This window comes from Halalkalibacter sp. AB-rgal2 (assembly GCF_041821005.1).
GTDB lineage: Bacteria > Bacillota > Bacilli > Bacillales > Bacillaceae_D > Halalkalibacter.
Window position 1 is genome coordinate 45,208 of record NZ_JBGUAV010000024.1, and the last position, 22,137, is coordinate 67,344.

The window sequence follows — 22,137 nt, forward strand, 5'->3', positions numbered from 1 at the left end:
ATCGTCAGCTCCTATTATCCTGGCCAGCAATGCGCTTACGCAAATCAAAGCCTAAGTCAATAATTCCTACTATACGAATAATCTCAATGATTGGTAAAAGGATGAAGGATGCTACGACAATGATAATAGGGAGAGCGATAGAAACTTTTTTATGATGACAATAAAAGAAAATAAAAGCGAATCCTTGAATTGTCAAAACAAACCCTAATAGCATCATCAGGTTTTGAACAACCGTAAACATCACTGTTCCTTCTTCAACACCGATTAAAGCAACAATAAGTACAACTAAATAATACCATAAGAAGCTTTTCGGAAACGCCCAATGACGAAAGGGAGGCAATTTCTTCACATCATGTCCTAATCTTTTTAAAACGAAATAACTAAGAAGCACCGTAATGATCGCTAATAGGATCCCTGAAAAGACAATGGCTACCGGTGCTAAATACAGTAATGTATCCAATGCTTCATCAAGCATCTCGGTATTCATTTGTCCCATTCCACCTAATGTACGCTCAACAAGCTCCATTTGATCACGTGTTAAATCAGCTGCTAGCTGCATAGGACTTTGTCCAACTAACAGAGTCATACCGACGAATAAGAGCAAAATATGTACGATATATGCCAAAGATGCACCTAGCAGAACGGCAAAGCCACTCAAGCCTCGACGGTGAATCTCACCAATCACCATACCAGCTGTTCCAAACATGATAGCCGGAATTATTGCTAATACCCCTCCTCCTAGAATAAAGCCTAAAAAGGAGGAAATAAGTAATAATACCGTCCCGGCCTTCAGCCCCCGACGAAATGTGAAAACGACAAAAGGCAATGGCAACGCCCACATTATAATCGTGTTTATTAGTGGAACATATAGAGTGAGAAGTAATAGAATCGTAACGATAGCAGCCAATATGGCTCCCTCTGTCATCGTTTTTGTATCTCTCACAAATACACCTCATTTTTCCGATCTTTTATATCTTTATAGATATTCCTTTATATTTTACCGTAATTAACAGGAAAGTTAAAGCATACAAAGGTGAACATCCTATTACATGTGTTGTTTCTTTATAAAATACCATGGATATTGGCATCATTTAATAAGTGATTGTCGTTGGTATGAAGATCCTCAAGTTATAAACAATGGTGGAAATGGCCTATGCATGCGTGTGATAAATCTAGTAAAAATAGGAAATATGTATCTTAATAAAGGAGTTTGGAACAATAATCAGATTGTTTCAGAAAGTTGGATGGAAGACTCTACTGCCCCTCAATATCTTACATATAGAGATATCGGATATTATACTCGCCACTGGTGGACGAAGCGTATTTTTTAGGATCAGCCTTGGAACGAGAAAAATCATTATTATTTTGCTTTGGGGTACGGTGACCGTTTTTGATCAATTTTTTTCAAAACACGCTTTTTCTATTTGCTCTTTTATCAAGGTTTATAGAGTTAATTTAATTTATTCAATTTTTATTTCATGGCCACATGGATGTCGTCTTCTAACATATTCTGACTAGAAAGCTTTATGAGCTTCTTCCCTTCCTGCTATTCCAGAAACCCTTCATTTTCCCACCCTATTTAGGTAAACTCGGCTTTGCTATTATGAACTTAGATGAAATTAAGCGGAATGTTAAAAAAAGCACGACAGAGACTGTATCTCTATCCTGCTTTGTTTTGATATATCTAATTAGTTTACATCATTCACATATGGCAATAAAGCGATTTGACGAGAACGCTTAATAGCAATTGTAAGTTGACGTTGATACTTCGCTGACGTTCCAGTTACACGACGAGGTAAAATCTTACCACGCTCAGAAATGAAACGTTTCAAAAGGTCAGTATCTTTGTAATCGATTTTCGTAATTTTGTTTACAGTGAAGAAACAAACCTTACGACGCTTTGGACGACCACGACGAGCCATTTGACAGCACTCCTTTCCTTTTAAATTGTATTCTATTCACACAACCATTCATTAAAGGTGAGAGGTAATTAAAACGGTAAATCATCATCTGAAATATCAATTGGCTTGCCATCATTTGCAAACGGATCATCAAAGCCAGATGGACGATTTGGTTGCTTACCAAAGTCGTTATTCCCTGCTGAACTTGGAGGTCCGCCAAATGATTCATTCCCTGCCCCTCCACTATTACGAGGCTCAAGAAATTGTACACTTTCTGCAACGACTTCTGTGACAAAGACTCTACGGCCTTCATTGTTGTCATAGCTACGTGTTTGTATACGGCCATCCACTCCCGCTAAACTACCCTTTTTCAAATAGTTTGCGACATTTTCAGCTTGCTTCTGCCAGACGACACAATTAATGAAGTCAGCCTCACGCTCCCCTTGCCGATTCGAAAATGTCCGATTCACAGCAAGCGTAAAGTTAGCAACAGCAACTCCATTTGGTGTGTAACGCAGTTCAGGATCACGCGTTAAACGTCCAACTAGCACGACTCGGTTAAGCATTCATACCCCTCCCATTTTCCATTCATTATTCTTCGTCTTTTGTAATAAGAACACGAATAATGCTTTCGTTGATCTTAACAAGACGGTTAAATTCTGCAATCGCTTCTGAATTAGATTGTACATTTAGCAATACATAGAAACCCTCGCGGAAATCATTAATTTCATATGCTAAACGACGCTTACCCATTTCATTCACCTTTTCGATTTCAGCACCATTCGTTGTAAGAACATTATTAAAACGTTCAATTACTTCTTTAGTTGCTGCCTCGTCTAGGTTTGGAGCGATGATGTACATAATTTCGTACTTACGCATTCCGATCCACCTCCTTTTGGTCTAACGGCTCCACTAACGGAGCAAGGAGCAAAACTCATCAAAATAAGTCATTTTACTCACATTCCAATATTATAACAGATCGTTCACTGTACCGCAATCTCTTTCCCTTAAAATAAGTATACTAAGAGAAAACGCGGTAGCAGGTACACTGGAAGTTCGGTTGATAAATTTTCCATTGTACTACATGAAAAGAAAAGCTGGTGACTCCACAATGCATAGCACTATGGAGTCACCAGCTTCCCTCGGAAAGCGAATTATATATCAGGAGCGGTATATTGGCACCAAATGTATTTGTTCGGTTTCACATTAAGAGGAATACTTTGCTTTCATCTATCATCACTGCATTTAATTACACATTAAACCTAAAATGGATAACATCTCCATCTTGAACGATGTACTCTTTTCCTTCTAAGCGAACTTTCCCTTTTTCCTTCGCTGCATTCATTGAGCCAGCTTCCATTAAGTCATCATACGATACCGTTTCAGCTCGAATGAAGCCTTTCTCGAAATCAGTATGAATAATCCCTGCCGCTTGCGGCGCTTTCGTTCCTTTTCGGAATGTCCATGCACGCACCTCCTGTACACCGGCTGTGAAGTACGTTTGTAGGCCTAATAGCTGATAGGCTGCGCGAATTAATTGATCTAATCCTGACTCCTCAATACCGAGCTCTTCAAGGAACATCTCCTTTTCGTCACCTTCAAGCTCAGCAATTTCTGATTCAATTTTTGCACAAACAACAATGACTTCACTATTTTCTGCATGAGCAAATTCTTTTACCTTTTGTACATACTCATTATCATCTGGAGCTAATAGGTCATCTTCGCTCACATTTGCTACATATAAAACAGGCTTAATCGTTAGCAAATGAAACTGCTTCACGATAGCCAGTTGTTCATCCGTGAAATCAATGCTTCTTGCAGGCTTCTCTTCTTCAAAGGCATCCTTAAGCATTTCTAATACTTCAAGCTCAGCAACGGCTTCCTTGTCTTTTGTCTTCGCTAGCTTCGCCACTCTAGTAAAGCGCTTATCAACCGTTTCAAAGTCCGCAAGAATTAACTCTAAATTAATTACCTGGATATCACGAAGTGGGTCTACCCCGCCGGAAACATGCGTTATATTCTCATCTGCAAAACAACGAACGACATGTGAAATCGCATCAACTTGGCGAATATGGGAAAGGAACTTATTTCCTAATCCTTCTCCTTTACTTGCACCTTCGACAATACCAGCAATATCTGTGAATTCAAAAGCGGTTGGGATCGTTTTCTTCGGTGTTACAAGCTCTGTTAGCTTTTGTAAACGTACATCTGGTACTTCAACAATTCCGACATTCGGATCAATCGTACAGAACGGATAATTTGCTGATTCAGCTCCTGCTTGTGTAATTGCGTTAAATAACGTTGATTTTCCGACATTTGGTAACCCTACAATTCCTGTCGTTAAAGCCATTCGGTCACTTCCTTTTCTATTTCAACTTCCACTTCATCTATTGATCATAATCATTCCAATTATAGTGAGTTTGGATTAAAAATACAACCTATTGTCAAAAGGCATTGAAAAAGATCATTTTTTCAATACTCTATTAGCAACGTACAGTGGCAAAGCTAAATCTTTGATTAATACTACCAGGTACATTCCCATAGTAAAAGGCATCATAGGAGGACTTACCTCTTCTATAATGCCTTCACACCGTTTTAAGTTGAAGCGCGTTCTAGAACTCGCTTCATTTTCTTCAGAAATTCTTTACGAGGTAGCATGACACTGTGCTGACAGCCTAGACACTTAATCCGAATGTCCATCCCCATCCGAATAATTTGCCAACGGTTTTCACCACAAGGATGCTGCTTCTTCATTTCAACTACATCATGCAAAGCAAATTCCTTATCTGACATGCCATGATCCTCCTTCTTCATTAATCCTCTTTATTATACATGAATTGATCGCGAAAATGAATCATTTCACGATGGAACGATGATGTAATATTGGATATAGTAAAATCGCCGCCAATACATACAAGTTCAACACACCGTATAGTGGATATAAAACCGAAATTAAAGTCGAAAAGCCAAAGGTAGTTAATGGAGCCATGATGCTCACAATTAGTAGGGCAATGAGCCATGCAGGGCCCTTCAACCATTCTCGCATACGTGAAAGAAGACCAAATACCCCCGCCGCTGCAGTCGTATAAATCGCCAACCATAATAGCCCAGACATAACGAGCACCATAAAATAAGGATAATGCTTTAGTATCGCAAATAATGGGATTTCATAGAGCATGATATCACCAGATACTTGCAAGAGCGATTCATTATAAAGATACGAAATCCCTCCTAAAATAACACCACTCCCTATACTTGCGATCCAGATCTCCCCTTGACGGTTAATCTCTTTGCCGACCGCACTTAAGACCGCTATTAACGGTAAAATATTCAAAGCTGTAAATGTTAAGGCTGACGGCCAATTATGCTGCTGTTCAACTCGAAATTGAATCGGAAACCCTAGTAATGATTGAAAGGCAATAAGGACACCTAATAGAAAGACAATCAATACTGGAATGATAAGGGCGTTCATCGATGTCATTCCACGTGTATCCCAAAGAAAGAGAATGACAACCATTCCTCCAATAAAAACGGTTCCTAGCCAGTATGGAACATGAATAACCTCTAACGTAGCTCCGCCACCAGCAAGCATAATAACCGTTACAGAAAACAAATAGATTAGGATCATACAATCATACATTCTCGCTAGTTTTTTTCCCATAATTTCTTGGAGAACCGGTAGATAATGAGACGATTGCTGCTTTGCACTTATCGATAGAATGATAAAGCAAGAGCTAGCAAATAAAACAGAAAACAACATGATCGCTAGTCCACTTTCAGCACCAAAAAACTCCCATAACTCCCTACCTGAAGCATATCCAGCCCCAATCATTGTTCCTATGATTAAGAACATCCACTTAAAACCATTCGCCCACATAACCGTCATTCCTCTCTTTTTTCCTCTTTCTTCACTCTCTATGTATAGAAAGGAAAAATGCACCGTATACTGTTACTACTATGGCAAAGGAGGCGATGTTATGAGTACAAACCATCGTCTATTCATAAAAAAGGAAGAACAAGCTCGTTTTCACTATGATGATCCACAAGCTATTAATCAAATGGCTAGTATCCTTCATGAAATGACCGCTTTCTTTACAAAAAGGGATCTCATTATTATTTGTATTGGCACGGATCGTTCAACAGGTGACTCATTAGGGCCACTCATTGGATCAAAGCTTGATGCTGTTTCATTACGTAGGTTTCATGTATATGGAACATTGGAACATCCCTTTCATGCCGTTAATATGGAAGAACGACTAGAGAAGATTAAAAGAGATCATTGGCGTCCGTTCATTATCGCCATCGATGCTTGCTTAGGACAGCTATCCAGTGTTGGCTATATGACGTTGGCCCACGGACCTGTACAGCCAGGAGCTGCCGTTTCGAAGAAGCTCCCGCCAATTGGAGATATCCATATGACGGGCATTGTAAATGTTGGAGGAATGATGGAGTTTTTTGTCTTACAAAACACACGTCTTCATACAGTGATGGAAATGGCCGATTCAATGGCAAAGGCAATTGTAAAAGCCGATCAAATGCTTCCAAATCAAGAACGGATTCCTACATTCTTTGAAGCATTGAAACGAAAGGGAAAATCAGCTCTATCTTAAAAGCACTGTGCCCAGTCGTTCTATGTTTCGACGAAAGCATAACGAGCTGTGCCAGTGCTCTATCATTCTACAGGGGGGGATTTTTGTAAACCTTCAAAGTTTTATTTTATCAGGTAGCGTTGACATCACTTTTTAAGTAAAGCCATCCACGGGGTTTACTTATATCAAGTACAATATTGTGACGATTACAGCAACTACGACAATTCCCGGTAATAGGTTTGCCACCCTAACCTTCAATAACCCAGCAATATTTAAACCAATCGCCATGATCATAACCCCACCTGTCGCCGTCATCTCGACAATAAATTGATCCATCAGTGCTTGAGGGACATATTCATAAATTTGCGTCGCTAACAAAGCAATTCCCCCTTGATACAGAACAACCGGGATAGCCGAAAAAATCACTCCTATCCCGAGCGTCGATGTAAATAACATCGCTGTAAAACCATCAAGCATTGATTTCGTATACAAAACAGAATGATCTCCTCGTAAACCACTATCTAATGCTCCTAGTATAGCCATCGCCCCTACGACATATATGAGCGTTGTTGTCACAAATGCCTTCGCGATTGAGCCTTCTTCAGCTGCACCAAGTCGTTGTTCAATCCACGCTCCTACTTTATTTAATCCTCCTTCAAGATCTAGAATTTCGCCAATAATCGCTCCTACGACTAAACTAGCAATAACAATTAAAAACTGTTCACTCTTTAATGCCATATCAAGCCCTAACACAACAACAGCTAATGCAATGGCTATCATAATCGTTTCTCGCATTTTATCTGGAATTCTTCTAATTAATAACCCCATTAAAGAGGCTACAACGATCGCAAGCCCATTCACAATTGTACCTAGCAACACCATTTTTTCTACTCCTCACTATTAAAACGCTTCACTTATATCTTGTAATGCTTGGATAAGCGTATCTATTTCATCTAATTTATTATACGGTCCAAAGCTAACTCGGATTAATCCTGTATCAACTGTCCCAAGCGCTTGATGAATGATCGGAGCACAGTGTAATCCAGCGCGAACGGCAATATGATAATGCTCATCCAGAATCATCGCTACCTCATGGCTGTCTAAACCGTCCAATGTAAACGAAGCAACAGCAACCCGCTTTGTTAAATCTGTTGGTCCAACTAGCTTCAATCCTTCTATTTTCTCACTTTCTGAAACGAAGTGCTTGAGTAGCGATTGCTCATGCTCATAAATGTCATCTAGTCCTCTACTGTTAATTTCATCAATCCCTGCTGCTAAACCAACAATTCCTGGAGTATTCAACGTACCCGCCTCATACCGATCAGGCCATGATTGTGGCTGATAAGGTAACTCAGAATAACTACCTGTCCCCCCAACAATCAATGGAGTTAAACCATAATCGTTTTTACTTATTAATACACCTGTTCCTTGTGGACCAAGCAATGATTTATGTCCAGCAAAGGCAAGAAGATCAATATGGTCCTCCTCCATTGAAAGAGGGAGTGTCCCCGCTGTTTGTGAAGCATCAACAAACAAGACGACATTCTTTTCCTTGGCGTATGTTGAAATGTCCCGTATTGGTACAACGGCACCTGTTACATTTGAAGCATGGGTAATCGCAATTAAGACCGTACGGTTCGTCATCTCTTCTATCACGTTTTCAGCTACTATAAGTCCTGAAGCATTTGGTTCAATAAAAGACACATCTATTTCTTTTTCCTTCATTAATTGTTTAAGCGGACGGATGACTGAATTATGCTCAAACTTCGTTGTAATCACATGATCCCCTTTTTTAAATGGGAATCCTAATATTGCTTGATTAATAGCCATCGTCGCATTTTGATAAAACCATACATTCTTACTACTAGGTGCGGAAATCAATTGCGCCACTTTTTTCCTAGCACCTTCAACGGCGAGGCGAGCTTGCTCTGCTAATCGATGACCTCCTCTTCCAGGATTCGCACTGTATGTAAGAACCGCTTCCGACATCGCCTCTGCGACTTTCTTCGGCTTCGGGTATGATGAAGCAGCATGGTCAAAATAAATCATTTCATTCACCCTTTCTACTACTAATTGTTCCTGATCAGTCTTAAGAAAAAAGCCGTTCGATGAAGGTCCACCAAACGACTAAAGGAATATTCTATTTATATTATGCATGATTTGATTCTAATAATTGAATAATACGCTCTAAGTCATCGTCAGAAAAATAATCAATTTCAATTTTTCCTTTTTTCTTTCCTGGCTTAATCATGACAGACGTTCCTAATCGTGCTTGTAACACCTCCTGTTTCTCAAGCAAAATAGGAGGGAGTGAGACTTTTTTCTTTTTTGTTTCACGTGGAACATACGAATTCATTTCATTGACAAGTGACTCTAATTCACGAACGCTTAGTTTTTCTTGTAATACTTTCTCAAGCAAAGGAGATAACTTCTTCTTATCCTTCAAGCCTAATAAAGCTCGACCATGCCCCATCGACAGCTTACCATCTGAAATGAATTGTTGGACAACGTTTGGTAATTGCAACAGTCTCAGATGATTAGCAATATGTGGTCTACTTTTCCCTACTCTCTGAGAAAGCTGATCCTGTGTCACATTCAAATGCTTCATTAGCTTTTCATAAGCCAATGCTTCTTCAATTGGATTTAGATCTTCCCGTTGTAAATTTTCAATTAATGCGAGCTCCATCATTTTTTGTTCATCGAGCTCTTTTACAACAACCGGTACTTTCTTCAAGCCAGCTTCCTTCGCTGCTCGGAACCTTCTTTCTCCTACGACTATTTCGTAGCCTTTAATTGATTTCCTAGCAATAATTGGCTGCAAAACCCCATGCTCTCGAATCGAATCGGCTAATTCAGAAATGGCCTCATCTGAAAATGATTTACGTGGTTGATACGGATTGGCTCTTAAATCTGAAAGAGAAACTTGCTCCACTTTCTCATCCATTTCCTCTGAATGATCGGGAAAAAACGCCTGTAGTCCTTTACCTAACCCTTTCGCCACTCGCAATCACTTCCTTCGCTAAGTCTACATACACTTCTGCACCACGGGATTTTGAATCATATGTAATGATCGGCATCCCATGACTCGGTGCTTCACCTAATCGAACATTTCTCGGTATAATCGTTTCAAATACTTTCTCTCTAAAGTATTTTTTCACTTCTTCTATCACTTGTATCCCTAAATTCGTACGCGCATCTAACATCGTTAATAATACGCCTTCAATAGCCAGATCAGTATTTAAATGCTTCTGTACAAGCCTAACTGTATTTAATAATTGGCTTAATCCTTCTAACGCATAATATTCACATTGCACTGGAATTAAAACTGAATCTGATGCAGTTAGAGAATTAATGGTCAATAGGCCAAGTGAAGGAGGACAATCAATGAAAATAAAATCATACTCCTCAGAAATGGTAGCTAATGCCCTTTTCAAGCGTACTTCTCTTGAAATGGTCGGTACTAGCTCAATTTCAGCCCCTGACAGTTGAATAGTAGAAGGGATGACATCCAAACGCTCAATGGCAGAAGAGCAAATGACCTCTTTAGGATTGAGATCTTCTACTAACACATCATACACACATTCATCTATATCGCCTTTTTCTATTCCAATACCACTCGTCGCATTTCCTTGTGGATCTATGTCAACAATCAATACTTTTTTCCCTAAATGCGCTAAGCATGCACTTAAGTTTACAGCGGTTGTCGTTTTACCGACCCCACCTTTTTGATTTGCAATGGAGATGATTTTCCCCAACACTGTCACCTTCTTTCCATCCTACAGTTCGTCTTTTATTTTAACACACTTTTTGTTTCACGTTTTTATAAAGTTTTCTTACATTTTAAGAGATTGTTCAAAAGAGATCGTTTTAAAAGCACTAAAAAAATTTGGCGTCAACTTTTTCGAGGCCATCTAGTTTCCTTTTTTGAATGAACTTGAAGCAATGGGCGTAGTCGCTACATCTTTTAAAAGTCTTGTGATCAATAGTTTCTGGCGATAAGACGCGTAGCATTCAAAGCCATTGCGATATTTTTTGTTGCTATTTGAACATACTCTTCAGCAATTTGTCATTTCGCGAAAAAAGTAATCTATCTTCTTCGATAGATTACTTTTTCGGAATCCGTATCGTAAATTGATAGAAATCCTCATGCTCCTCTTCATCTGCATCAACGGTTAGACCACTTTTAACGACCATATCAACCGATTGACGGATCGTATTCATCGCAATCCTCATATCCTTAGAGTATGCTTTTCGTTTTGGTACCTTCTTCTTTTCACCATTTTGCTTTTCTAAAATAGCTCGAACACGCTCTTCTGTTTGCTTGACATTTAAATGCTTTTCAAGCACTTCCTCTAATACTTTTTCTTGTAATTCAGTATTCTTTAAAATTAATAATGCTCTTGCATGTCTTTCTGTTATATGACGTCCCATAATGGCTTGTTGGACTTTTTCTGGAAGATGTAATAGACGAATTTTGTTTGCAATTGTTGATTGACCCTTCCCTAACCGTTGTGCAAGACTTTCTTGTGTGAGTCCATGTAATTCGATTAATTTCGCGTAAGCGATCGCTTCTTCAATGGATGTTAAGCCTTCTCTTTGCAAATTTTCAATTAATGCAACGGAAGCTGTCTGTGAGTCGTTAAATTCCTTCACAAGTGCAGGTATCGTTTCCCAGCCTAACGAAGTGACAGCTCGCCAACGTCTTTCGCCTGCAATAATTTCATATTTTTCATCATAAGCACGTACAACAATCGGTTGGATAATCCCATGCGTCCGTATTGTTTGCGCTAATTCAGCGATCCGCTCTTCATCAAAAATAGTACGAGGTTGAAAACGATTCGGGACAATATCCTTAATAGGAATTTCTCTTACTTCCTCGTAGTCGTGTTGTTCCAATTCCTTTATCTCTTCTATTTCTTCGTTCCCTAACTGCTCTTCTTCAGCTTGCTTGTCCCCCAAGCCAAAAAGGCGCGAAAACGGTTGCTTCATCGCCATGACACCACCTTTTGATTGTAACCCATCTTACTCATTTCGACGTTGACCGTATAATTCCTTCTATTTTCCTACCTCATTTATATCCTTGAAATGACGAACCGTCAAGTAAAAGATAACAAAATGCAGTGGCGTCTTTTCTACATTGCATCGTACAGAGAGTCGTTACAACGATTTTGTGTTGTTCTGAACGCGCGCTTCTTTCAGATTAACGTGTAACGCACGAAGCCGATCCCCCCGAATTCACTTACGAACCATTTACACCAAACTTGTTCAACAGTTCCAATTTTTAAACCTGCAACCAATGTTTCACGTGAAACATTGGCTTATAACGGTGTTTTATTTGGCATTCCAGGCTTACGAGGATATTTCTTAGGTGTTTTCTTCACTTTCGTAATATGAATAATATGTCGTTCACTTTCCTCTATCGGGAGATTGAAGGAATAATCCCCTTTAATCTCCCCTCCCAATATCTCAATCCCCTTTTTAGCATCATCTAGCTCCGTTACTCCACCAGATGCCTTCATCGCTAGAAAGTCTCCACCTTCTTTTATGAGGGGTAAGCATAATTCAGATAAAACAGAAAGTCGTGCAACAGCTCTTGCTGTAACAATATCAAAGGATTCACGAAAACGTTTATTCTGACCGAACGTCTCTGCACGGTCATGGTACAATGATACTTTTTTCAAGCCTAATGTTGAGACAAGGTGCTCTAAAAAGCCAATTCTTTTTTTAAGCGAATCGACAATACTAACATTTAATTGTGGAAAGAGGATCTTAAGTGGAATACTCGGAAATCCTGCCCCAGCTCCAACATCAATTAAATGTTTTTCACCTTCAAAAGAATAATAAAACGCTGCACTAACCGAATCATAAAAATGCTTTAAATAGACATCATTCTCATCGGTTATAGCTGTTAAGTTCATCTTTTCATTCCATTCTACTAACAACTTGTAATACAGGTTAAATTGATGTAGCTGATGATCAGATATCAAAATTCCTTGTTCGGTTAATTGTGATGAAAAAGTCTCTTTGAACATATCAAATCTCCACACTTTTCTTATAACATTATTTGATTTTAGCTAATCTACCTTGTTCTAAATAAACAAGTAAAATGGAAATATCAGCTGGATTCACTCCCGAAACGCGCGAAGCTTGGCCTACAGAAAGCGGTCGTACTTGGCTAAGTTTCTGTCTCGCCTCCGTCGCTAAGCCATTAATTGAAAAATAATCAAGATTTTCTGGGATTTTCTTATTTTCCATTTTGCGAGAGCGTTCGACTTGCTGAAGCTGCTTTTCAATGTAACCTTCATATTTCACTTGAATTTCAACTTGCTCCGCTACATCTTCATCTACTTCAACTTCAGGACCTTCAATAACTTTCGCTACATCTTCATACGTCACCTCTGGTCGTTTTAGTAGCATCGTTGCTTTTACCGCTTCTTGTAATGGCGCTGAACCAACCTCTTCTAACATGCTTGCTACTCGCTCATTAGGCTTAACTATGATTTTGTCTAATCGTTTCGTTTCCTGTCTAATTTTTTCTTTTTTATCAATAAATCGCAAATAGCGTTCTTCTTTTATAAGACCAATATTATATCCAATTTCTGTCAACCTTAAATCGGCATTATCATGACGTAATAATAGACGGTATTCTGCTCTAGAAGTAAGTAAACGATACGGCTCATTCGTCCCCTTCGTTATTAAATCATCAATGAGAACGCCAATATATGCATCTGAACGATCAAGCACGAGACTCTCTTCACCTAATGCTTTTCGAGCAGCATTAATCCCAGCCATTAACCCTTGACCAGCAGCTTCTTCATAGCCAGAAGTCCCGTTAATTTGCCCTGCGGTAAATAAACCTTCAAGCCGTTTCGTTTCCAGCGTTGGCCATAATTGAGTCGGTACAATGGCATCATACTCGATGGCATAACCAGGACGCATCATCCGAACATTTTGCAATCCAGGTATCGATTTTAAAATTTGTAGCTGCACCTCTTCAGGTAAACTCGTTGATAACCCTTGAACATACACTTCAGACGTATTACGCCCTTCTGGTTCTAAGAAGATTTGATGACGAGGCTTATCGTTAAAGCGCACAATTTTATCTTCAATCGATGGACAATAACGAGGTCCCGTCCCTTCAATCATCCCAGAATACATCGGTGAACGATTTAAATTATTCTTGATTAGTTCATGTGTCTCTTGACCTGTATACGTTAGCCAGCAAGGAAGTTGATCGGTAATATACTTAACTGTTTCAAATGAAAATGCCCGTGGCTTCTCATCACCTGGTTGAATTTCTGTTTGCGAATAATCAATCGTACTCGCATTGACTCGTGGTGGAGTTCCTGTTTTAAATCTGACAATATCAAACCCGAGTTCCTTCAAGTGGTCAGCCAGCTTGACAGAAGCCTTCATGTTATTCGGACCACTCTCATATGATAATTCACCTAAAATAATCTTTCCTCTTAAATAAGTTCCAGTCGTCACAACGACTGTTTTCGAGCGGTATTTAGCCCCTGTATTCGTTACAACTCCTTGACACACACCATCTTCAACGATTAACTCATCTACCATACCTTGTCTTAATAGTAAATTTTCCGTTTCTTCAATTGTTTTCTTCATCTCGTGCTGATACATAAATTTATCCGCTTGCGCACGTAAGGCTCGAACAGCAGGGCCTTTACCTGTATTTAACATTCTCATTTGAATATGAGTTTTATCAATATTTCGTGCCATTTCACCGCCAAGTGCATCAATTTCGCGAACAACAATTCCTTTTGCTGGGCCACCAACTGATGGGTTACATGGCATATACGCAACTGCATCTAAATTCAATGTTAACATTAACGTATTGGCTCCCATACGCGCAGCAGCTAACCCTGCTTCAACGCCAGCATGACCTGCCCCAATAACAATCACATCAAACTCACCAGCTTCGTAATTCATGATAAGAACCTCCTTTTTCATTATTTATTTTCCTAAACAAAACTGGGCAAATAACTGATCAATTAAACTTTCCTGTACACTGTCACCGATGATTTCTCCCAATAGCTCCCATGCTCGAGTAATATCGATTTGAACTAGGTCAATCGGTACATCCATCTCGATCGCTCCTAGTGCATCTTCAATCGTTCCCTTTGCTTGCTCTAATAAAGCAATATGACGAGAATTCGAGACATACGTCATATCATTTTGATCAATATTCCCTTCAAAGAACAAAGACGCAATCGCTTCTTCTAGCTCTTCAATTCCTTTATCAAGTAGAAGCGATGTTGTCATAACAGGTCTCCCCTCAGCCAATCGCTTCACTTCAGTAAGATCTATCTTCTGCTCAATATCCGTCTTATTTACTATGACAATCACATTCATGTTACGAGCCGCTTCAAAAAGAGCGACATCTTCTTCCGAAAGCTCTTCTCCATAATTTAACACGAGTAAGATAAGATCGGCCTCTTTCAACACTTGGTGCGATCGTTCCACTCCGATTCGTTCAACAATATCTTCTGTTTCCCGAATTCCAGCTGTATCAATTAACCGTAACGGCACACCACGAACATTCACATATTCTTCAATCACATCTCTTGTCGTACCAGGAATATCTGTGACGATTGCCTTGCTATCATGAACAAGACTATTCATTAACGACGACTTGCCTACGTTCGGTCTTCCAATAATCGCTGTAGAAATCCCTTCTCTTAATACTTTACCTTGTGAAGCTGTGACTAACAATTTATTTATTTCCTTTTTGACATAATCTGCTTTCTCACGCAATAAATCATGAGTCATCTCTTCAGCATCATATTCAGGATAATCAATATTCACTTCCACGTGAGCAACCGTTTCAAGCAACGCTTGCCGTAATGCTTGAATATACTTTGACAATCTTCCTTCTACTTGATGGAGAGCGACATCCATAGCGCGATCTGTTTTGGCACGAATCAAATCCATTACGGCTTCTGCTTGCGAAAGATCAATCCGCCCATTTAAAAAGGCTCGTTTCGTAAATTCACCAGGCTCGGCTAAACGTGCGCCAAGTCTTAATGCAAGCTGGAGAACACGATTCACTGACATAATTCCGCCATGACAATTAATTTCGATAACATCTTCACACGTAAATGTCTTTGGTGCTCGCATTACCGTAACCATTGCTTCTTCTATTCGTTCCTTCGTACGCGGATCTTCAATAAAGCCGTATACGATCGTATGAGACTCCACTTGTTCGAGTGATTGCTTTCCATTATACATTTGATTAGCTATCGCTATCGCATCTTCACCACTTAAACGCACAATCCCAATTGCCCCTTCACCAAGAGCTGTAGAAATCGCCGCGATTGTATCCATTTCCACTCTGATCACCTCCGACAATATGATCATTGTACTATTTTTCCCCATTAATTTGTATTGAATGCTTGTTAGAGTACCCTACTTACACGAAAAGGGCACTGAAAAAGTTTGGTTTTTAACTTTTTTGGTGCCCTTCACGAAAGGAAGAGGCTGGGACAAAAGTGGTTTAACTAAAAGAAAAGCCGAACAATGATAGATGGAGGACGTAAACCGCTCCTGAAATATACTTCGCTTTCCGCGGGAAGCCGGTGAGCCTCCTCGTGCTTCGCACTGCGGGGTCTCACCCTTGGCTTTTCATCCCGCAGGAGTCTACGTATATTTCATCCGCTACGTTCATCTTTTGTTCGGGTTTCCAGATAGACACTTTAGTTATGTCCCAGCCTCTTCTACATAAACTTCTAAATATAGAACCAACACTTTTAAAGTGAAGAAGAGAATTTGTTTCCTTTCGGTAAAATCACAATGTGGCGATTAATCCCTTTCCCTTCAGAGACTGTCTCAATTCCGTCATAGGATTGTAGTGTGGAATGAATCATTTTCCTCTCAGCAGCATTCATAGGCTCTAATGAGACTTTCTGTCGCGTCATTTTCGCCTTCTTCGCCAACTTAAGAGCTAGATTTTCAAGCACCACTTGTCGTCTTTGACGATAATTCTCCGCATCTAATTCAATCCGTGTGTATGCGTCCGCTTCACGATTTGCAACAAGGTTCGTTAAGAATTCAAGCGACTCTAATGTTTGTCCCCTTTTGCCGATAATTCGTCCCGTTCCTTCATTAGCAGAAAGGTTAAAACGCAACGCACGATCCGTTTCTTCCTTCTCAATCGTTGCCTCTATACCTAGATGATCTAACGTGCCCTGTAAAAAGGAATGAGCTTTCTCAATCGGATCAGGTAATACAAATACATCCACAACAGCTGGTTTCGAACCAAACAATCCAAAAAGACCCTTTTGTGGCTGCTCCACAACGTTATAGTCTACTTTCTCTTGTGTCGTTTGTAATTCAACTACCGCCTTTGCAATCGCATCTTCAATCGTTTTCCCTGAAACCGTCACACGTTTCACTTCTTTTTGCCTCCTGTCGCTTCAGCTGTTTTATCCTTACCAACATTTGGGCCAGTAATGAAGTATGTTTGTGCTATCATAAAGAGGTTACCTACTACCCAGTATAACGTTAATGCTGTCGGGAAGAAAATCGCAAACACAAAAATCATAACCGGCATAATATATAGAAGCATTTTCATTTGTGGATTATCTGTCACCATCATCATCTTTTGTTGAACAAATGTTGTGATTCCAGCCACAACAGGTAAGATGAAAAATGGATCTGGCGCATCTAACGCAAACCACATAAACTCATGTCCACCAATTTCTTCCGTACGCATAATCGCATGATAGAACGCAAGTAAAATCGGCATTTGTATAAAGAGCGGCAAACAACCAGCCAGAGGATTTACTCCTTTTTGCTGGAATAACTGCATCATTTCTTGTTGTAATTGTTGTTGTGTCTTTTGGTCTTTCGCACTGTATTTCTCTCGAAGCTTTGCCATTTCAGGCTGTACAGCTTGCATCGCCTTAGCGCTTTTCGTTTGTTTAATCATTAATGGCAATATTAAAATACGTAAAAGAATCGTTACGATGACAATCGCCCAACCATGACCTGATTGCTCTCCAAAAATATCCGCTACAAAAAGAATGACCCACGATAACGGATAAACAAAATACGAATCCCAAAATCCCTCACTACTACTATTAATTGGTTCTTCGATGTTAAAACAGCCGGTCATGACAAGAAGCAGCCCTATAATCATCGCAACCAATCCAAACTTCTTAATCACGTAAGTTCCTCCTTGTTTCTCTGAACATTTAAACCATCTATCGTCAAACGAGCCTACTACTCTTCTTAGATGAGTGATACTTATGTAGTACTTTCGCTTTTCTTAAAACGTGCATTAAACTTTTCTCAACTTCATGAAAACTCATCTTCGCAGTCGGTTGCCTCGCAATCACAATAAAATCAAAACAATCTTTAATCTGATCTTGCTCTATGCGAAAGCATTCCCGTATATAACGTTTAATTCGATTCCGAGTAACCGCATTACCTACTTTTTTACTTACTGAAAGACCTAACCTAAAAAACGGCTGATCCTCCTTCGATAGTATATAGAGGACAAATTGACGGTTCGCAACGGATTGACCTTTTTTAAATACAATTGAAAATTCTTGACTCTTTTTTATCCGCTGTTCACTTCTCAATATGAACGTCCTCCTTATTTAACTCTTCTTACTATTTAGAAAAAGACCACTGTTAACAGTGGCCTATGCAGATAATACTTTTCTTCCTTTACGACGACGACGAGCTATCACCTTACGGCCGTTCTTTGTACTCATACGCGTACGAAATCCATGTACCTTCTTACGCTTTCTATTATTAGGTTGAAACGTTGGTTTTCCCATTTATTACACCTCCCTGAGGATTAAACTATTCCTTAGACATTCTTGTAAATTATAAGGAAAGGAGTAGGGTGTTGTCAAGGTTATAATTTAAACCCTCTTCACTATCTATATGCTGTATCATCTTTTACACTCATTTACTTTACAAACAGATTCTCATTTATTCGTTTCACAGGACTATAGTGTCCTCCTCCTTCACGATCTTAGCCATGCCCTCTTTACATCTCGTTTGACTATCCTTCAATAACTTCTTCAATTTAAATAGCCTTATTCTTTTAACCTCTCTAATCAAATCTACTTCAGAACAGGTTGTAGTTTCCCGTAACATCATCCAATTACTTCAATCGTTTTCCACCTGTGGATAATCTTTTTTTGGGTTTAATCATTATCACCATCCTTACAAACAAGAAATTCACATATATAGTGTTGTGGATAGTGCTCTGCTACTATATACAGGTATTTGTGGATAGATTGAACAAACCATTGATCGTATGACTTTTTTTTGCTATGATTATTATGTTTTCACTCGTGGATAATGCAACAACCACTCCGATATATCCACAGGTTGTGGGTAACGTTGTGGACATCTTCTGTCTGTTGTCAATATAACTTGTCCACAGGTTGTTCAGAATCCTTCTTTAGACGTTTTTCTACTATATTATTATAAACCGTGAATATCGTTGTGTATGCATAATTATTCATTTTTCTAATCTATGCTTTGCACGACATTTTTTTGTCTCTTGAATTGATCATTTTTTAGTTAGGAGGGTAAGTTTTTGGAGAATATTCATGATTTGTGGGATAAAGCTCTTGCAGAAATCGAAAAGAAAGTTAGTAAACCAAGCTTCGAAACTTGGTTGAAACAAACAAAAGCAAATGATATTCATGATGAAATGATTATCATCACAGCACCAAATGAATTTGCTCGAGATTGGTTAGAAGATCATTATGCTGAGCTTACATCAGATACGATTGAAGATATTACTGGAACAAGGCTTATTCCGAAATTTGTCATTCCGCAGCATGATTCAAATGAAGAGTTCGTCTCAGAACCGACACCTAAAAAGAAAAATAAGGTTGAGGAAAACGAATCATCTCCAGCTGCAGCGAAAACGATGTTAAATGATAAATATTCGTTTAACACTTTCGTTATTGGATCAGGCAATCGTTTCGCTCATGCCGCTTCATTAGCGGTAGCAGAAGCGCCCGCTAAAGCTTATAATCCACTTTTTATTTACGGAGGCGTCGGCTTAGGGAAAACACATTTAATGCATGCTATTGGGCATTACGTTATTGACCACAATCCAAACGCAAAAGTTGTCTATTTGTCTTCAGAGAAATTTACAAATGAATTTATTAATTCGATTCGAGATAATAAAGCTGTTCACTTTCGTAATAAATATCGCAATGTAGACGTTCTATTAATTGATGATATTCAATTTCTAGCAGGAAAAGAACAAACTCAAGAAGAATTTTTCCACACTTTTAATGCACTGCACGAGGAATCAAAGCAAATTGTCATTTCGAGTGATCGACCACCAAAGGAAATTCCGACATTAGAAGATCGATTGCGTTCCCGATTTGAATGGGGACTCATTACAGATATTACACCACCAGACCTAGAAACGCGTATTGCTATATTACGTAAAAAAGCGAAGGCCGAAAACCTTGATATCCCGAATGAAGTCATGCTGTATATTGCTAATCAAATAGACACGAATATTCGAGAATTAGAAGGAGCTCTTATTCGAGTTGTTGCATATTCTTCCCTAATTAATCAGGATATGAATGCAGATTTAGCAGCAGAAGCATTGAAAGATATTATTCCAAATTCAAAGCCTAGAATTCTGACCATTACCGATATCCAACGATTAGTAGGAGAGCATTACAATGTCAAATTAGAGGATTTTAAAGCAAAAAAACGAACAAAATCTGTCGCTTTTCCTCGTCAAATTGCCATGTACCTTTCTCGTGAATTGACCGATTCTTCATTACCTAAAATCGGAAGTGAATTTGGTGGACGTGATCATACGACTGTTATCCATGCTCATGAGAAAATCACGAACTTGCTCGATTCAGACCAAGAGCTACAAACAAAAGTTCAAGAGTTAATTGATCTACTAAGAAATCCATAGCTGTTAACATTGTGTATAACAAAATCCGCCTATCAACATTTTACCCACATGTGGATAGGCTAGTTTTTCGTATGTATTTGCTACTTATCCACAAACTAACAGCGCCTATTACTAGTACTTCTACTTTTTTTAAAAAAAATATTATATATATAAGGAGTTTATTTATTATGCGTTTTTTCATTAATCGTGATCGTTTTGTTCATGATGTTCAGCATGTCGCAAAAGCTGTTTCATCAAGAACAACAATGCCTATTTTAACTGGAATAAAAATTGTAGCTAAGCATGATGGAATTACTTTAACTGGGAGCGATTCGGACATTACAATTGAAACATTTATCCCTAAAGAAGAAGAAGGAAGTGAAATTGTTCGTATTGAAGAACAAGGAAGTATCGTATTGCAAGCGAAATTTTTTGCGGAAATTATTAAAAAGTTACCTGGTGATGAAGTTGAAATTCAAATTCAAGATTCATTAACGGCAACAATTCGTTCTGCATCTTCGGTTTTTAATTTAAATGGATTAGATCCTGAAGAATACCCAAGACTTCCTCAAATTCAAGAGGATCAAGTTTTTAAATTACCACAAAACATGTTTAAAAACATTATTCGACAAATCGTTTTCGCAGTGTCCACCCAGGAAACACGTCCGGTATTGACAGGTGTAAACTTAGAGCTGGAAGAAGGTGTCTTGCTCTGTACTGCAACAGATAGTCATAGGTTGGCTCAAAGAAAGGCAACAATTGAAATAAATGATCAATCGTTGCAACTAACCAATGTAGTCATCCCTGGTCGAAGCTTAAATGAATTAAATAAAATTATAGACGACTCCAATGAATACATAGAATTTGTCGTGACTGAGAGTCAAATTCTATTTAAAATTAAGCATATGCTCTTTTTCTCTCGATTGCTTGAAGGGAAATACCCTGTGACAAAAGGGATGATTCCTAACCAATCAAAAACGTCTATTACGTTGAAAACAAAACCGTTTTTGCATACTCTTGAACGTGCTCTCTTGCTATCGAGAGAGGGGAAAAATAATGTAGTAACACTTAAAACAATTGAAGATAACGAGATTGAAATTTCATCCATTTCACCCGAAATAGGAAAAGTAGTAGAACGTGTACAATCTACTGAAATAACAGGAGAAGAGATGAGAATATCCTTTAATGGAAAAAACATTATCGATGCATTAAAGGTTATTGATAGTGAAGATATTCTTATAACATTTACAGGAGCTATGAGTCCTTTTGTCATTCGCCCTGTTGATGAAGATCATTATTTACATTTATTTTCTCCGGTTCGAACGTATTAAAGAGAGTTCATAATCAAAGCTAATAAAAGGACTTGGCTATCTGTGCGAGGTTTAGTACAATAGTAAGAAAGATAAATGTAACGTTTAGTACAAGACAGCATTTCACTTCACATGATTTGCTGTCTTGCTTTGCTAAAGTAAGGTGAGCTTCTACCCTCTATCTAGAAGAGAAAGATGTGATCATATGGGAAAAATCGTCATTTCAACAGCTTACATAACATTAGGACAAGCCTTAAAAGAAATAGGGGTCATTGATACAGGCGGTATGGCTAAATGGTATTTATCAGAATATGCAGTCTATGTGAATGGTGAAGAAGAAAATCGTCGTGGGAAGAAGCTTGTTCCTGGTGATGAAATTATATTAGGGGATGGATCACGAGTTGAAATTACTGCAAATTAGGGGG

23 protein-coding genes are annotated in these 22,137 nt (G+C 38.8%); 4 read left to right on the forward strand and 19 right to left on the reverse strand.

Annotated elements, in window-relative coordinates:
* Nucleotides 1–4: 4 nt before the first annotated feature.
* The 7 genes from ACERJO_RS16480 to ACERJO_RS16510 form a co-directional block, all read right to left on the reverse strand.
* Nucleotides 5–943, reverse strand: coding sequence for a YybS family protein (locus tag ACERJO_RS16480; protein WP_373648174.1), 939 nt, complete (start codon nt 941–943; stop codon nt 5–7).
* A 745-nt stretch (nt 944–1,688) separates the two neighbouring features.
* A complete protein-coding gene (gene rpsR, locus ACERJO_RS16485; RefSeq protein WP_034745548.1) occupies nt 1,689–1,922 on the reverse strand; it encodes a 30S ribosomal protein S18 in 234 nt (77 codons plus the stop codon).
* A gap of 68 nt (nt 1,923–1,990) precedes the next feature.
* Entirely contained in the window at nt 1,991–2,467 is a 477-nt protein-coding gene (ssb, locus tag ACERJO_RS16490) for a single-stranded DNA-binding protein (protein ID WP_247101384.1), read from the reverse strand.
* Nucleotides 2,468–2,492: 25 nt separating this feature from the next.
* Entirely contained in the window at nt 2,493–2,780 is a 288-nt protein-coding gene (gene rpsF / locus ACERJO_RS16495) for a 30S ribosomal protein S6 (RefSeq protein ID WP_247101382.1), read from the reverse strand.
* A 370-nt stretch (nt 2,781–3,150) separates the two neighbouring features.
* Nucleotides 3,151–4,251 (reverse strand): redox-regulated ATPase YchF, encoded by a 1,101-nt coding sequence (gene ychF, locus ACERJO_RS16500; RefSeq protein WP_373648175.1) that lies wholly within the window; start codon nt 4,249–4,251, stop codon nt 3,151–3,153.
* Nucleotides 4,252–4,496: 245 nt separating this feature from the next.
* Nucleotides 4,497–4,694, reverse strand: coding sequence for a DUF951 domain-containing protein (locus tag ACERJO_RS16505; RefSeq protein WP_035346616.1), 198 nt, complete (start codon nt 4,692–4,694; stop codon nt 4,497–4,499).
* A gap of 61 nt (nt 4,695–4,755) precedes the next feature.
* The gene (locus tag ACERJO_RS16510) at nt 4,756–5,778 is read right to left on the reverse strand and encodes a YkvI family membrane protein (RefSeq protein ID WP_373648187.1); all 1,023 of its coding nucleotides are present in this window, start codon (nt 5,776–5,778) and stop codon (nt 4,756–4,758) included.
* A gap of 100 nt (nt 5,779–5,878) precedes the next feature.
* Between ACERJO_RS16510 and yyaC the strand changes: the two genes are divergently transcribed.
* Nucleotides 5,879–6,511, forward strand: coding sequence for a spore protease YyaC (gene yyaC / locus ACERJO_RS16515; protein ID WP_373648176.1), 633 nt, complete (start codon nt 5,879–5,881; stop codon nt 6,509–6,511).
* 159 nt (nt 6,512–6,670) lie between these two features.
* Here yyaC and ACERJO_RS16520 read toward each other — a convergent pair whose 3' ends face one another.
* The 12 genes from ACERJO_RS16520 to rpmH form a co-directional block, all read right to left on the reverse strand.
* The gene (locus ACERJO_RS16520) at nt 6,671–7,372 is read right to left on the reverse strand and encodes a DUF554 domain-containing protein (protein WP_247101376.1); all 702 of its coding nucleotides are present in this window, start codon (nt 7,370–7,372) and stop codon (nt 6,671–6,673) included.
* Between the two features lie 18 nt (nt 7,373–7,390).
* Nucleotides 7,391–8,539 carry an aminotransferase class V-fold PLP-dependent enzyme gene (locus ACERJO_RS16525; RefSeq protein WP_373648177.1) on the reverse strand — a complete coding sequence of 383 codons (1,149 nt, stop codon included), beginning with the start codon at nt 8,537–8,539 and terminating at the stop codon, nt 7,391–7,393.
* 100 nt (nt 8,540–8,639) lie between these two features.
* A complete protein-coding gene (locus ACERJO_RS16530; protein WP_373648178.1) occupies nt 8,640–9,491 on the reverse strand; it encodes a ParB/RepB/Spo0J family partition protein in 852 nt (283 codons plus the stop codon).
* Nucleotides 9,472–10,245 (reverse strand): ParA family protein, encoded by a 774-nt coding sequence (locus tag ACERJO_RS16535; protein WP_247101373.1) that lies wholly within the window; start codon nt 10,243–10,245, stop codon nt 9,472–9,474. Before ACERJO_RS16535 ends, ACERJO_RS16530 begins: the two co-directional genes overlap by 20 nt.
* A gap of 349 nt (nt 10,246–10,594) precedes the next feature.
* On the reverse strand, nt 10,595–11,479 hold the full coding sequence (noc, locus tag ACERJO_RS16540) for a nucleoid occlusion protein (RefSeq protein ID WP_247103038.1): 885 nt from the start codon (nt 11,477–11,479) through the stop codon (nt 10,595–10,597).
* 329 nt (nt 11,480–11,808) lie between these two features.
* The gene (gene rsmG, locus ACERJO_RS16545; protein ID WP_373648179.1) at nt 11,809–12,522 is read right to left on the reverse strand and encodes a 16S rRNA (guanine(527)-N(7))-methyltransferase RsmG; all 714 of its coding nucleotides are present in this window, start codon (nt 12,520–12,522) and stop codon (nt 11,809–11,811) included.
* Between the two features lie 28 nt (nt 12,523–12,550).
* Nucleotides 12,551–14,437 (reverse strand): tRNA uridine-5-carboxymethylaminomethyl(34) synthesis enzyme MnmG, encoded by a 1,887-nt coding sequence (mnmG, locus tag ACERJO_RS16550; RefSeq protein ID WP_373648180.1) that lies wholly within the window; start codon nt 14,435–14,437, stop codon nt 12,551–12,553.
* 24 nt (nt 14,438–14,461) lie between these two features.
* Nucleotides 14,462–15,832: a tRNA uridine-5-carboxymethylaminomethyl(34) synthesis GTPase MnmE gene (gene mnmE / locus ACERJO_RS16555; RefSeq protein WP_373648188.1), complete on the reverse strand. Its 1,371-nt coding sequence runs from the start codon at nt 15,830–15,832 to the stop codon at nt 14,462–14,464.
* Between the two features lie 422 nt (nt 15,833–16,254).
* Nucleotides 16,255–16,899 carry an RNA-binding cell elongation regulator Jag/EloR gene (gene jag, locus ACERJO_RS16560; RefSeq protein WP_247101370.1) on the reverse strand — a complete coding sequence of 215 codons (645 nt, stop codon included), beginning with the start codon at nt 16,897–16,899 and terminating at the stop codon, nt 16,255–16,257.
* Nucleotides 16,896–17,672 carry a YidC family membrane integrase SpoIIIJ gene (gene spoIIIJ, locus ACERJO_RS16565; protein WP_247101368.1) on the reverse strand — a complete coding sequence of 259 codons (777 nt, stop codon included), beginning with the start codon at nt 17,670–17,672 and terminating at the stop codon, nt 16,896–16,898. Before spoIIIJ ends, jag begins: the two co-directional genes overlap by 4 nt.
* 43 nt (nt 17,673–17,715) lie before the next feature.
* Nucleotides 17,716–18,090 (reverse strand): ribonuclease P protein component, encoded by a 375-nt coding sequence (rnpA, locus tag ACERJO_RS16570; protein ID WP_247101366.1) that lies wholly within the window; start codon nt 18,088–18,090, stop codon nt 17,716–17,718.
* A 63-nt stretch (nt 18,091–18,153) separates the two neighbouring features.
* Nucleotides 18,154–18,291, reverse strand: a complete 138-nt coding sequence (gene rpmH / locus ACERJO_RS16575) for a 50S ribosomal protein L34 (protein ID WP_247101364.1) — start codon at nt 18,289–18,291, stop codon at nt 18,154–18,156.
* Nucleotides 18,292–19,064: 773 nt separating this feature from the next.
* Here rpmH and dnaA point away from each other — a divergent pair.
* The 3 genes from dnaA (at nt 19,065) to yaaA (ending at nt 22,133) form a co-directional block, all read left to right on the forward strand.
* Nucleotides 19,065–20,423, forward strand: a complete 1,359-nt coding sequence (gene dnaA, locus ACERJO_RS16580; protein ID WP_373648181.1) for a chromosomal replication initiator protein DnaA — start codon at nt 19,065–19,067, stop codon at nt 20,421–20,423.
* Between the two features lie 167 nt (nt 20,424–20,590).
* Nucleotides 20,591–21,733 carry a DNA polymerase III subunit beta gene (gene dnaN / locus ACERJO_RS16585; RefSeq protein ID WP_247101361.1) on the forward strand — a complete coding sequence of 381 codons (1,143 nt, stop codon included), beginning with the start codon at nt 20,591–20,593 and terminating at the stop codon, nt 21,731–21,733.
* A 184-nt stretch (nt 21,734–21,917) separates the two neighbouring features.
* Nucleotides 21,918–22,133 carry a S4 domain-containing protein YaaA gene (gene yaaA / locus ACERJO_RS16590; RefSeq protein WP_247101359.1) on the forward strand — a complete coding sequence of 72 codons (216 nt, stop codon included), beginning with the start codon at nt 21,918–21,920 and terminating at the stop codon, nt 22,131–22,133.
* Nucleotides 22,134–22,137: the final 4 nt, after the last annotated feature.

Bases quoted from the DNA above. Each gene is read 5' to 3' on its own strand.
- rpsR (WP_034745548.1), bottom strand. From the start codon at position 1,922: ATGGCTCGTCGTGGTCGTCCAAAGCGTCGTAAGGTTTGTTTCTTCACT.
- ssb (WP_247101384.1), bottom strand. From the start codon at position 2,467: ATGCTTAACCGAGTCGTGCTAGTTGGACGTTTAACGCGTGATCCTGAA.
- rpsF (WP_247101382.1), bottom strand. From the start codon at position 2,780: ATGCGTAAGTACGAAATTATGTACATCATCGCTCCAAACCTAGACGAG.
- ychF (WP_373648175.1), bottom strand. From the start codon at position 4,251: ATGGCTTTAACGACAGGAATTGTAGGGTTACCAAATGTCGGAAAATCA.
- ACERJO_RS16505 (WP_035346616.1), bottom strand. From the start codon at position 4,694: ATGTCAGATAAGGAATTTGCTTTGCATGATGTAGTTGAAATGAAGAAG.
- ACERJO_RS16510 (WP_373648187.1), bottom strand. From the start codon at position 5,778: ATGTGGGCGAATGGTTTTAAGTGGATGTTCTTAATCATAGGAACAATG.
- yyaC (WP_373648176.1), top strand. From the start codon at position 5,879: ATGAGTACAAACCATCGTCTATTCATAAAAAAGGAAGAACAAGCTCGT.
- ACERJO_RS16520 (WP_247101376.1), bottom strand. From the start codon at position 7,372: ATGGTGTTGCTAGGTACAATTGTGAATGGGCTTGCGATCGTTGTAGCC.
- ACERJO_RS16525 (WP_373648177.1), bottom strand. From the start codon at position 8,539: ATGATTTATTTTGACCATGCTGCTTCATCATACCCGAAGCCGAAGAAA.
- noc (WP_247103038.1), bottom strand. From the start codon at position 11,479: ATGAAGCAACCGTTTTCGCGCCTTTTTGGCTTGGGGGACAAGCAAGCT.
- rsmG (WP_373648179.1), bottom strand. From the start codon at position 12,522: ATGTTCAAAGAGACTTTTTCATCACAATTAACCGAACAAGGAATTTTG.
- mnmG (WP_373648180.1), bottom strand. From the start codon at position 14,437: ATGAATTACGAAGCTGGTGAGTTTGATGTGATTGTTATTGGGGCAGGT.
- mnmE (WP_373648188.1), bottom strand. From the start codon at position 15,832: ATGGATACAATCGCGGCGATTTCTACAGCTCTTGGTGAAGGGGCAATT.
- rpmH (WP_247101364.1), bottom strand. From the start codon at position 18,291: ATGGGAAAACCAACGTTTCAACCTAATAATAGAAAGCGTAAGAAGGTA.
- dnaN (WP_247101361.1), top strand. From the start codon at position 20,591: ATGCGTTTTTTCATTAATCGTGATCGTTTTGTTCATGATGTTCAGCAT.
- yaaA (WP_247101359.1), top strand. From the start codon at position 21,918: ATGGGAAAAATCGTCATTTCAACAGCTTACATAACATTAGGACAAGCC.